This window comes from 'Nostoc azollae' 0708 (assembly GCF_000196515.1).
GTDB lineage: Bacteria > Cyanobacteriota > Cyanobacteriia > Cyanobacteriales > Nostocaceae > Trichormus_B > Trichormus_B azollae.
Genome location: NC_014248.1, coordinates 585,977 through 597,668 on the forward strand (window position 1 = coordinate 585,977; position 11,692 = coordinate 597,668).

Below are 11,692 nucleotides of genomic sequence, written 5' to 3' on the forward strand. Positions count from 1 at the left end.
GTACTTACCAGCCATTTAAGGACGTAATAGAAGATTATGCATCGTATCAATGCCACACCAGGTGAATGGAATCAGTCAGAAGGTTTAATTTTCCTAGAACAAACTCCAGCCCCTTTTGTGTTTATTACTGCGGCTGACACCGACGTTCAAACCCTAGCAGCAGCAGTCCCAAAATTACCTACACAATTTCCTGCCCTCAGAGTCGCCAACCTGTTGCAATTACAGCAACAAATAAGTATAGATACTTATGGTGAACAAGTTTTAGAACTTGCCCAAGTCATTGTGCTGCGTCTGTTAGGAGGACATTCTTATTGGGCTTATGGTTTAGAAGTCGTGCAGGAGATTGTACAACGTCAGAGTACAACCTTAATTGTAATGCCAGGAGACGACGCTCTTGATCCCGATTTAATTTCTCATTCCACTATTTCCATAGAAATTGTTAATCAAGTGTGGCAATACTTTAAAGAAGGTGGTATTGAAAACTTCCTCAATGCCCTCCAATTTATTGCTGATAAATGCCTTGATACTAAATTTAATCCTCCACTACCACAGACTATTCCCCGTGTGGGCTTGTATGAGGGACTGGGGACCGGGGACTGGGGACTGGGGACTAGGGAAACCAGCAGTAAAGGAGAAATTGTTTCCATTCCCAATCACCAATTACCCATTAGCAATTACCCATTACCCAAAGTTGGTATTTTATTTTATCGCGCTCATTATTTAGCGGGAAATACCAAGGTAATTGATGCTTTATGTACTGCTTTAGTACAAAGAAACTTACAGCCTGTGGCAGTATTTGTTTCTTCCTTGCGTGAACCTGGTGTTTGTGAAGGATTATATGACTTATTTCAACCTCAAGATTCTCAGTATATTGATTTGTTATTGAATACTACCAGTTTTTCCTTAGCGCGGTTAGAAACGGAAACACCTGAAATTGAACTTTGGCAAAAATTAGATGTACCAGTTTTCCAGGTAATTCTGAGTGGTGGTTTTCGAGAACAATGGGATGTAGGGTTACAAGGTTTGACTCCCCGTGATATGGCCATGAATGTGGCATTACCAGAAGTAGACGGGCGAATTATTACCCGTGCTGTCTCCTTTAAAACCTTACAAACTCGGAACAATGACTTAGAAACGGATGTGGTAGTTTATGAACCAGTGAGCGATCGCATTGAATTTGTCGCTCAACTAGCAGCTAACTGGGTAAAACTCCGCCAAAAACCACCCCAGCAACGGCGCATATGCTTAATTTTAGCCAATTATCCCAACACCAATGGACGTTTAGCTAATGGTGTCGGTTTAGATACTCCCGCGAGTTGTCTGGAAATCCTCAAAGCTTTAAAATTAGCCAGCTATAAAGTAGATAATATCCCCGCAGACGGTGATGAATTAATTCAACGTTTAACATATGGTGTAACAAATGATCCAGAAGGAAGAGACTGGAAACCAATACAGCAAAGTCTTTCTGTGGAGGAATATCAAGAATATTTTTCTACCTTACCCGAAACTGTACAACAAGGAATTACTAAACGTTGGGGACTAGGAAATAGCCAATCACCCATTCCCATTTTAGGAATTAAATTTGGTAATGTCTTTGTAGGTATTCAACCTTCTAGGGGTTATGATATTGACCCAAGTTTAAATTATCATGCACCAGATTTAGAACCAACCCATGATTATTTAGCTTTTTATTATTGGGTAAGAGAAAGCTTTGGTAGTGATGCCATTATTCATGTTGGTAAACATGGAAATTTAGAATGGCTTCCGGGTAAAAGTGTAGCTTTATCTGATACCTGCTATCCCGAAGTAGCATTTGGGGCGATGCCTCATTTATATCCATTTATAGTCAATGATCCCGGAGAAGGTTCACAGGCTAAAAGACGCGCCCAAGCGGTAATTATTGATCATCTTACACCCCCCATGACCAGGGCTGATTTATATGGGGGATTGCAACAAGTAGAAAATTTAATTGATGAATATTACGAAGCTGAAAGTTTAGATCCTAATAGAATGCCAGCAATCCGCAATCGCATTCAAGAACTAGTCATCAAAGAAAATCTCTACAAAGACTTAGGCATCACCGACGAAAAAGATATTTTCAACTTTGAAACCTTAATTTTAAACTCCCTCGACGGCTATCTGTGTGAACTCAAAGAAGCCCAAATCCGCGACGGACTACACATATTTGGACAAACCCCCCAAGGAACACAACTGCGAGATTTAATAGTAGCGATCGCTCGGATCCCCAACCGTCATTCTATCGGCATTACCCGTGCGATCGCTCAAGAATGGGGCTTAGATATAGACCCCCTCTCAACAGACCTTAGCACCCCTTTCACCCCTTCTCCAACCCTCTCTGCACCGCTGCATCTCTCCGTAAGATTAAAATCTTGCCGTACACACGGCGACATCGTAGAACTCCTAGAAGAACAAGCCGCGGATTTAGTTGAACAAATCATCAATTCCCAGTCCCCAATCCCCAGTCCCCAGTCCCCAGTTCTTAAGTGGATCACCTTACAACTCCTTCCCGCACTAGAAAAAACAAAAGAAGAAATCACCAACCTCTTACGAGCATTGGACGGTAAATATGTCCCCAGCGCCGCATCCGGCGCACCCACACGCGGCCGTCCTGAAGTTCTCCCCACCGGCAAAAACTTTTATGCTGTTGATATTCGTGCCATACCCACAGAAACCGCCTGGGACATTGGCAGAAAAGCGGCAGAAACCCTAATTGAAACCTATACTCAAGAACATGGAGAATATCCCAAAACCCTGGGATTATCCGTTTGGGGGACTGCTACCATGCGGACTGGGGGTGATGATATCGCCGAAGCCTTGGCTTTACTTGGTGTACGACCTGTGTGGGATGGTGCAGCACGGCGAGTAGTGGATTTTGAAATCTTGCCCGTATCTATTTTGGGTCGTCCCCGTGTTGATGTTACCTTAAGAATTTCGGGATTTTTCCGGGATGCTTTCCCCAACTTAATAGATTTATTTTCCCAAGCAGTCGCTGCAGTTGCTAACTTAGATGAACCAGCAGAAAACAACCCTCTAGCAGTTGCAGTACAAAAAGAAACCGAATTATGGACTGACCAAGGTTTATCTTTAGAAACAGCAAAAGAGCGATCACTATATCGTGTTTTTGGTTCTCAACCAGGCGCTTACGGTGCCGGACTCCAAGGTTTAATCGCCTCTCAAAACTGGCAAACAGACCAAGATTTAGCCCAAGCTTACATCAATTGGAGTAGTTACGCCTATTCTTCAAAACAGGGAACAGGGAATAAGGAACCAGGAACAGAAAGCAATAATACTGTCACCTGTCACCTATCACCTGTTACCTCTCCCGAAGTTTTCCAGCAACGGTTGAAGGAAATGCAAATTGTCCTGCAAAACCAAGACAACCGTGAACATGACATTCTTGATTCTGACGACTATTATCAATTTCAGGGTGGTTTAACAGCAGCGGTGCGTTCTCTCCAAGGAAAAAATCCCGAAACCTATTTTGGCGATAACTCCAACACATCCAAGCCTAAAGTCCGCCACCTGAAAGAGGAAATTACCAGGGTCTACCGTTCTCGTGTAGTTAATCCTAAATGGATATCGGGAGTGATGCGTCACGGTTACAAGGGTGCATTTGAAATGGCTGCAACGGTAGATTTTTTATTCGCCTACGATGCTACCGCCCAATGTGTAGAAGACCATATTTATCAGGGTGTTGTCCAAGCTTATTTAGAAGATCCTGTTGTTTGCGAATTCATCCAAGCCAAGAACCCCTGGGCGCTACGTGATATAGCAGAAAGACTCCTAGAAGCCCATCAAAGAGGATTATGGCAAGATGCCAATTCAAAGACACTGGACAATCTACGCAACCTAGTCCATCAAGCAGAAGCAGCAGTCGAAGAACAATAAGTACAGCAGGAAGGAGTTAGGAGTTCTGGACTTTTGACCACACCCCAAGTTCATTTCTTCCTTTGCGCGAAACTTTAAAATCTCTGTAAGAAACAAATATGGGAAATCTTGCGTATTTGCACTTAGCTTATGCCTACGAAGATAGTCATATCACTCAATTAATCTGCTGGGATTCTTTCTTTTATAAAGCACCAGTACCAAAGTAGAAAAGTTTTTCCAGCAAAGCTTAGATGTATATACTACCTCTAGCACTCACCTTATCGATCTTGAGTGCTGTCAGTACCCTTTTAGCATTAGAAATAGGTAATCAAAAAATTTCTGATTTATCGGTGAATAATGTAATTGAAGTGAGCATTCCAGAACAGTTAGAACAAAAAATAGAACCTTGGCAAAAAACTCCTGGAAGTAACTGAACCATCGCTACAACCACAACCACAAAAATCACCACTTTTAATCCAGTCACTACAAAACGCAAAAGTCCTAATTTCTTGGTCAAAGGTCATGAAGGTGAACATATCAGTATTTTACAAGCACGGGTAGGAATCGCTGGCTTTTATTATGGGAATTCTACTGGTATATTTGGGCTAATTACCGAAGAAGCTGTCAAGCGATTCCAACAGGCTTATAAATTGAATGTTGATGGTGTTGTAGGTTCAGCCACACTTGCCAAATTACCACCCCTTAATCCAGATGGAGAACAAACTTCCAAAAAAGCAATTAATCCAGATTCATTTGAGTTTAGGTGATCGCGGTGAAGCTGTACGAATTTTGTAAGAACATTTAATCAAAGCTGGATATTTAGACAAACAACCTAATATCTACTATGGTTTTCATACAGTCGGTGCTGTCAGTCGCTTTCAAATAAATCACCGAGTAGAAGCTAACAGCATTGCTGGGCCAACTACCAGAGCTAAGTTACATAACTTAGTCAAAACTTCAAATAAAAGTGATTTTAGCGTTTTAGAAATTCAAAGACGATTGCAAGAAAAGGGTTTTTATAAAGGTCAAATCAATTGAGTAATGGTAGCAGATACCAAAAAAGCCATCCAGCGAGCGCAAGAATTTTATGGTATCAGCCTTACTGATATCAAAAATGGTAATTTCTAGGGTCGCAGTTAGATTCCCCTACTTAAGTGTTAAACAGGCATTAAAGCTCTTTGACACTTGGGACAAACAGCATGAATTGTCAACTGACAATCAAGCAGGTGGAAACCTTCTTTTTGGGCTGTTTTTACCCCAATTTTCAAAATAGATTCGTTTTTAAATTCAATGGTAGTGTTGCATCTAACACAAATGAGGTGATGGTGATGATGGGGATAGGGTTGGTTAATTTCATAATGTTTATGTCCTTCACCTAACTCTAATTCCCTTAAAATGCCCATCCTCGCCATCAACTTCAAAGTCCGATAGATTGTGGATAGACTGATGCCCTCACCGTCACTTTCTAGCCTCAGATAAAGATCCTCCGCACTTAAGTGTTCACCTTGTGGAAGTTCTTGAAAAATGTGAAGTATTGTTTCGCGCTGGGGAGTTAAACGCCAGCCTCGATCGTTTAGTTCTGCCTTAAGTGAACCAGTTGTGTAGACAGTCATACTAAATTTTCTCAACAAAGCCTGTTAATTGAGAATATAGCAAATGTTTGACCTAATTTGCAACAATTGTTGCTTATTGAGAATATTTGGTAGTTGTTATTAGTCATTAGTCATTAGTCATTGGTCATTTTCACCAATCACCTTTTCTAACTCAAAGATTCCAAATAGTCCCGAATCAGGTTACGGCGCTTAGGTTGACGAAGCTTTTGCAAAGCTTTGGATTCAATTTGTCGTACCCGTTCCCGTGATAAATCTAGAGCGCGACCAATTTCGGCCAAGGAGTAAGGATGACCATCAGATAAACCGAACCGCATCAGGATCACATCCCGTTCTCGACTGGTTAAATCTGCCAGTAAATGGTGCAAATCTTTTTGTAAAGATTCCCGCATTAACATTTCTTCTGGGGTGATACTATCAGTCTCTAGCAATTCCCCTAACTCGGTATCTTTATCTTTTCCGACTTTGGTTTCTAAAGAAACAGAACGGGGTACTCTCAACAACACTTCCCGAACTTGAGTAGGTGTCATGTCTAATTCAATTGCTAGATCTTCTAAAGTGGGAGTACGACCTTTCTCTTGAGAGATTTTACGTTGTGCTTTTTTAATTTTGTTCAGTTTTTCTGTAATATGAACAGGGAGGCGAATTGTCCGGCTAGAGGTAGCAATCGCTCTGGTAATTCCCTGACGAATCCACCAATAAGCATAGGTACTAAAACGATAACCCTTAGTTGGGTCAAATTTTTCCACAGCTCGCTCTAAACCCAGAGTCCCTTCTTGGACTAAATCTAACAATTCCAAACCACGATTTTGATATTTCTTGGCCACAGAAACCACCAGACGAAGATTCGCCTTAATCATGTGTTCCTTGGCTTGGAGTCCTTGGGATTGAACATTTTCCAGTTCTTCTACTTTCAATTTGGCAATCTCAGCCCAACGACGTTTACCCTCTAACAAAGTTGGCTTCAAATCCGCTAAGTCTATACCAGCAGTCTTAGCCCATCTTTCCAATGATGGACGATGTCCCAGTTCAGATGACAAACGCTCCTGAACTTCTATTAACCGCTGATAGGGTACAATCACAGTATCACCTTGCTTGGCAGCATTAGCAAGCACTATCCGCAACCGCAAATACCGCTGCACTTTTTGAGCTTCGGAAACTTCTTCATCCCGCCCCAACAAACGCACCCGACCAATTTCTTGCAGGTATAAACGTACTAAGTCTGTGCTGCGACGGTTAGTGTTTGCAGCTAGATTATGAGAATCAACAGCAGCAGCTATATCCAAATCCTGTAGATCATCTAGGGAAAAATCACCATCATCAATACCCAAATCAGGCTCTAATTTTGGATTAGACCTTGGGGAATCGTAAGCGGTATCTGTATGAAAAGATGTTGCTGGCATAACGTCTTTATTGCTCCAGGTAACAATAGATTAAGGTCAGCTAAAATTACGGTCAGCTAATTAACTGTTGCTATTGTTCCCGTAATTCACGATGAAATAACATAATTGAGGTTTGCCGTACAATTCTTTGCAAGAGATTGTACAAGTTCTGCTTTCTCCGTCTCAAAAGTATGTAACGAGTATAATTCGCTAGTACGCAAACAAAGTTAGCCTGAACGAACTCCCAAACATGAATGACTAGTATAAAATGAGACTTATTTAGCAGCCTCTGAGTGATACATTTTTTCCGAATTTTATCGGTAAATGTAGTTTTTTGATGGAAATTATAACTGTTTACAGCCACAATCTAACTGCAAATTAAGAAATTACCTAGCCATAGTAGTCAGCAGTCAGCTTTTTAAAACTCTTGTCTGACAAAGATTCCAGAATTTAAGGTTCTCCTAATTACCCTGGGGGGACTATACCATGGAATTTCCCAGGAATAGTAACCATTATTTTCATAACGGCGTATAAACATATTCCTAGTAATTCTGCTGGAGATAAACTACATAGTTATAATTACATGAGCAAGAAAGTAATTTCCTGACAATTTAATATCTTTTTTTAGTAATTATTTGGTAAGAAGCAGATCTTAGTTAGGGAATAATGCTGATAGCGCCTTGTGGTGCAAAGCATAACTCTATTGGTTGTATTCCGGCTTCATATCTCTTAACATTAGTTCATCAAGGGCTTGTTGAGGTGTAACTTCACTCTCCAGTAACCGATAAACTTGTTCAGTGATTGGTATAGTAATATTTTGTTGCTGAGATATTTGCATCAAAACTCGGCAAGTGTTAACTCCTTCAGCGGTTCCTGGTAAAGTATTGAGTATTTCTGTCAGCCTTTTCCCACTAGCCAGTTGATATCCAACTTGGTAGTTGCGACTTAGGGGACTGTTGCAGGTTGCTAACAAATCCCCTAGACCGGATAAACCGTAAAATGTTTCCGTTTTTGAGCCTAAAACTTGACCTATCCGAACCATTTCTGTCAAAGCGCGAGTTACTAAAGCTGCTTTGGCATTAGTTCCTAAGTGCAGTCCATCACAGACACCCGCTGCGATTGCCATCACATTTTTCACTGTTCCTCCCAATTCTACACCAATTGGATCAGGACTGGTATAAACACGGAAACGACTGGAAGAAAATACCAGTTGCACCTGATGAGCCGCAGCAAAATTTTTGCTGGCTACTACACATGCAGCGGGTAGTTCCTGTTCAATCTCTTGGGATAAATTTGGACCAGATAGTACAACTACTGAGTGGTGAGGAAATTCTGTTTGCCAAGTTTGTGAAGGTGTGTAAGTAGTTTGCGGATCTAACCCTTTTGTTGCTGTGACAAAAATTATCTCTGGAGATAATGGACAAGACTTTACTAATAAAGCTACATCCCTCACTCCTTTCATAGAAATAGCAGATAGAACTATATCAGCAGCATCTTGTAGTACTGCTGCCAGCGTCTGGGAACTGTTACGGGACCACAAACGCACTTCATGACCATTTACCCACGCTAAATTTGCCAGGGCTGTTCCCCAGGCACCAGCACCCAGAATCACAACAGTTTTTCGATTTTCGATTTTCGATTTTCGATAAGTCATTACTAAGATTAAGTGTAGCAAGTGATAAGTGATACAGCACAAATCAGGAGTCAGGAGTAAAACTATCTTGCTGTCTAGGTTTTAACTTAGATTCTGTACCTCATTGATCTGCAATCTGCAGTAAGTCATAACTGATTATCGCGGATGGCGTGTGATTAGTTCCCTAACTTGTTCTGCATGATATGAACTTCGTGTCAATGGTGAAGAAATTATTTGTAAAAAACCCAATTTCTCTCCGAATACCTTCCAAGCAGCAAATTGTTCTCGAGAGATGAACTCAGCCACTTGCAAGTGTTTTTGACTAGGTTGGAGATATTGTCCAATAGTTAAAATATCACAATCTACTGCTCGCAAATCCTGCATAACTTGACGAATTTCTGCATCAGTTTCACCTAAGCCTACCATAATACCGGATTTGGTGTATGTACTGGGAGAAATCTGGCGAGAGCGTTGTAATAATTCCATTGTCCGCTCATAATTACCTTGGGGACGTACTCGCCAATATAAGCGTGATATCGTTTCTGTATTGTGGTTGAGTACCTCTGGTGCAGCTTCAAGAATAATTTCCAGAGCATTCCAATTTCCGCATAAATCAGGAATTAGCACCTCAATTGTAGTGTGTGGTGACACGCTGCGAACTGCATTAATGCAATGAACAAACTGAGATGCACCACCATCCGGTAAATCATCCCGATTCACAGAAGTGATGACGACGTGATTAAGCCACATTCTACGTACAGCTTCTGCTAATCGAGTCGGTTCTGTAGAATCTAATGGTTGAGGTTTTTTCTCAAAATCAATATCACAGTAGGGACAAGCCCTTGTACAAGCTGGTCCCATGATCAAAAACGTAGCAGTACCAGCATTGAAGCACTCACCAATATTGGGACAGGATGCTTCCTCACAAACCGTATTGAGGGATAAATCCCGCAAAATTTCTTTAACGTTACCGACACGCTCCCAGTGAGGTGCTTTTACCCTCAACCAGTCTGGTTTTAAAGTCACAGTCTACTTTTACCATTTTTTAGTTATACAAATCTAATGCTAGCAAGCAAAGACCTTTGTGGAAGATGGAAGATTTATTATTTTGTGCTGATTGTGATATTATATGCTTATATTGCTGTTTTTTCAGCGGGATGTGGCGCAGCTTGGTAGCGTACTTCGTTCGGGACGAAGGGGCCGCTGGTTCGAATCCAGTCATCCCGATTTGTTTCATATCTATTGCCTAAACTTTTACAAACTGAGGCACTTCTGTTTCCATATTTTTCCCCAAATGCTTATCTATAACTGCGGGAACTTGTCTGGCTTGGATGCGACTGTAACGAGTTTTATCTGGCATAACTAAATTAGGGCCTGCCTTACAGTTTTTCATGCAACCAGTACCTTTAATATTTACTTTATTGTCCAAACCACGATCACTCAACTCTTTCTCCAACATCTGACATACAGCTTTACCACCGCTTTTCATACAACCTGACTTTTGACAAAATAAAATAGTCTGCTTTTTGGCTGCTTCAGGTTTAGGTTTAAGTCCCATATCAACACTTGTAGCCATAACCCGTTCAGCTTTTAATGTCAGTTCATCTTTTTTAGAATCATACTTTTTCGTACCTACCACTTGCAACCAAGTACCATGTGGTAAACCCAAATCAAAAGCCACCCGTAAATGCTTGGCTAACTTCACATAGCATTGACCCTCGCTGGTGGCCAACAATAAACCCTTCAATTTATAACCATCCTTAATCACAAAATCTAAAAATCTGCCTTCTAAGCAAAATTCTGTCATTTCCATACTAGAAGATATTCTCATTTTTTTAACCTTTTTTTAATTAAAAGAAACTATCAGCTAATTAAAAGTTGTTGTGACGCATACACCAGCAGCGTTCCAAACTCCGAATCCTATCTTGACGAGAAGCTGTTATTTGCCGCATTACACTCCAAGCTTGCAGTGCTGATATTGGAGTGGCTATTTCGACCCGTAAAGGTTGGTTAACCTCACATGTACAGGGAATATCCAACTGCCGCAGACGTTGATAGACCTGCCATCTATCTGCCCAATTTATGTCTATAACCTTCTTTTCTTCCATCTTTAGAGTTCTAAGTACAGAACAAACTAAACATCTAACCCCAATCTGTCTTCAGAATACATTAAATGAAAAATATTATCATTAATTTTGCAATAAAATCTCATTTTACTATACTGTCCTGACCAAGCATACTTAGGCCGGTTAGTCAATAATAATATATGAGTGATCAGAAACTTAGAGTTAGAACTCTGACTTGCAAATATTAAAAATCTAAATTTGACTCAGGTTTGTTAGTATTGCGTTCACTTTGTTCAATGTTAATATGTAAGAACTGAACAGTTAAAAATTCTAACTGTCACAAAAAGGGGAGAACGATGTCCGATACTCAAGCTATTTTACACAACTTTGGTCAAGTTTACGACAATCCAATATTACTAGATAACAGCGTCACTGCTCCAGTAGTAGAAGGATTTAACGTTACGTTAGCAAGTTTTCAAGCACTTTATTTACAGTATCAAAAACATCATTTTGTGGTAGAAGGTGCAGAATTTACTTCCTTGCATGATTTCTTCAATGACAGCTATCGAGAAGTTCAAGATCATATTCATGAGATTGGCGAACGTTTAAATGGGTTAGGTGGTGTACCTGCAGCAAGTTTTAGTAAATTAGCGGAACTATGCTGCTTTGAACCTGAAGCTGATGGTGTTTATTCTTCCCAGAAGATGGTAGAAAATGACCTTGCAGCAGAACAAGTAATGATTGGTGTGATTCGTCGTCAAGCTACTCAGGCTGAGAGTTTAGGAGATAGAGGTACACGCTATCTCTATGAGAAAATTCTGTTAAAAACTGAAGAAAGAGCTTATCATTTAGCACATTTATTAGCTAAAGAAAGTCTAACTTTAGGATTTTTGCAACCCGCACATAAATAAACTTTAAATGGTTAGGTTTAGTTTAAGACTACTTAAAGAATAGGTTGAAGAGCGGAATTTTCAGTAAAATAAATTTTGGCAGAGATATGGAAAATTGATCTCTGTTTTTTTCATGGACATTGCCAAAATGATTATCGGTAAAATCGGAAAGATATTAGATATATTAATTGTGATTAACTGTCATATTTGTTTTTTTATATTG

General features: G+C 40.4%; 11 protein-coding genes and 1 tRNA gene. 6 read left to right on the forward strand and 6 right to left on the reverse strand.

Annotated features, from left to right (window positions below):
• The first annotated feature begins 36 nt into the window (after positions 1 to 36).
• The 4 genes from cobN to AAZO_RS42105 all read left to right on the forward strand — a co-directional run bounded on the left by cobN (position 37) and on the right by AAZO_RS42105 (position 4,926).
• The gene (gene cobN, locus AAZO_RS02710; protein ID WP_013190078.1) at positions 37 to 3,909 is read left to right on the forward strand and encodes a cobaltochelatase subunit CobN; all 3,873 of its coding nucleotides are present in this window, start codon (positions 37 to 39) and stop codon (positions 3,907 to 3,909) included.
• A gap of 230 nt (positions 3,910 to 4,139) precedes the next feature.
• Entirely contained in the window at positions 4,140 to 4,322 is a 183-nt protein-coding gene (locus AAZO_RS42095; RefSeq protein WP_338027011.1) for a hypothetical protein, read from the forward strand.
• Between the two features lie 75 nt (positions 4,323 to 4,397).
• Positions 4,398 to 4,655, forward strand: coding sequence for a peptidoglycan-binding domain-containing protein (locus AAZO_RS42100; RefSeq protein WP_338027012.1), 258 nt, complete (start codon positions 4,398 to 4,400; stop codon positions 4,653 to 4,655).
• A gap of 70 nt (positions 4,656 to 4,725) precedes the next feature.
• Entirely contained in the window at positions 4,726 to 4,926 is a 201-nt protein-coding gene (locus AAZO_RS42105; protein WP_338027158.1) for a peptidoglycan-binding domain-containing protein, read from the forward strand.
• A 119-nt stretch (positions 4,927 to 5,045) separates the two neighbouring features.
• Here the strand turns inward: AAZO_RS42105 and AAZO_RS02720 are convergent, their stop codons facing one another.
• The 4 genes from AAZO_RS02720 to lipA all read right to left on the reverse strand — a co-directional run bounded on the left by AAZO_RS02720 (position 5,046) and on the right by lipA (position 9,539).
• Positions 5,046 to 5,501, reverse strand: coding sequence for a Fur family transcriptional regulator (locus AAZO_RS02720; RefSeq protein WP_013190079.1), 456 nt, complete (start codon positions 5,499 to 5,501; stop codon positions 5,046 to 5,048).
• A gap of 146 nt (positions 5,502 to 5,647) precedes the next feature.
• Positions 5,648 to 6,901, reverse strand: coding sequence for an RNA polymerase sigma factor SigC (gene sigC / locus AAZO_RS02725; RefSeq protein ID WP_013190080.1), 1,254 nt, complete (start codon positions 6,899 to 6,901; stop codon positions 5,648 to 5,650).
• Positions 6,902 to 7,580: 679 nt separating this feature from the next.
• Entirely contained in the window at positions 7,581 to 8,534 is a 954-nt protein-coding gene (locus AAZO_RS02730; protein WP_013190081.1) for an NAD(P)H-dependent glycerol-3-phosphate dehydrogenase, read from the reverse strand.
• A gap of 135 nt (positions 8,535 to 8,669) precedes the next feature.
• On the reverse strand, positions 8,670 to 9,539 hold the full coding sequence (gene lipA / locus AAZO_RS02735) for a lipoyl synthase (RefSeq protein WP_013190082.1): 870 nt from the start codon (positions 9,537 to 9,539) through the stop codon (positions 8,670 to 8,672).
• A 127-nt stretch (positions 9,540 to 9,666) separates the two neighbouring features.
• Here lipA and AAZO_RS02740 point away from each other — a divergent pair.
• A tRNA-Pro gene (locus AAZO_RS02740) sits at positions 9,667 to 9,740 on the forward strand.
• Between the two features lie 19 nt (positions 9,741 to 9,759).
• Here AAZO_RS02740 and AAZO_RS02745 read toward each other — a convergent pair.
• On the reverse strand, positions 9,760 to 10,344 hold the full coding sequence (locus tag AAZO_RS02745; RefSeq protein WP_013190083.1) for a (2Fe-2S) ferredoxin domain-containing protein: 585 nt from the start codon (positions 10,342 to 10,344) through the stop codon (positions 9,760 to 9,762).
• A gap of 40 nt (positions 10,345 to 10,384) precedes the next feature.
• Positions 10,385 to 10,621, reverse strand: a complete 237-nt coding sequence (locus AAZO_RS02750; RefSeq protein ID WP_013190084.1) for an Asr1405/Asl0597 family protein — start codon at positions 10,619 to 10,621, stop codon at positions 10,385 to 10,387.
• A gap of 314 nt (positions 10,622 to 10,935) precedes the next feature.
• Between AAZO_RS02750 and dpsA the strand changes: the two genes are divergently transcribed.
• Positions 10,936 to 11,490, forward strand: coding sequence for a DNA starvation/stress protection protein DpsA (dpsA, locus tag AAZO_RS02755; RefSeq protein WP_013190085.1), 555 nt, complete (start codon positions 10,936 to 10,938; stop codon positions 11,488 to 11,490).
• Positions 11,491 to 11,692 lie beyond the last annotated feature (202 nt).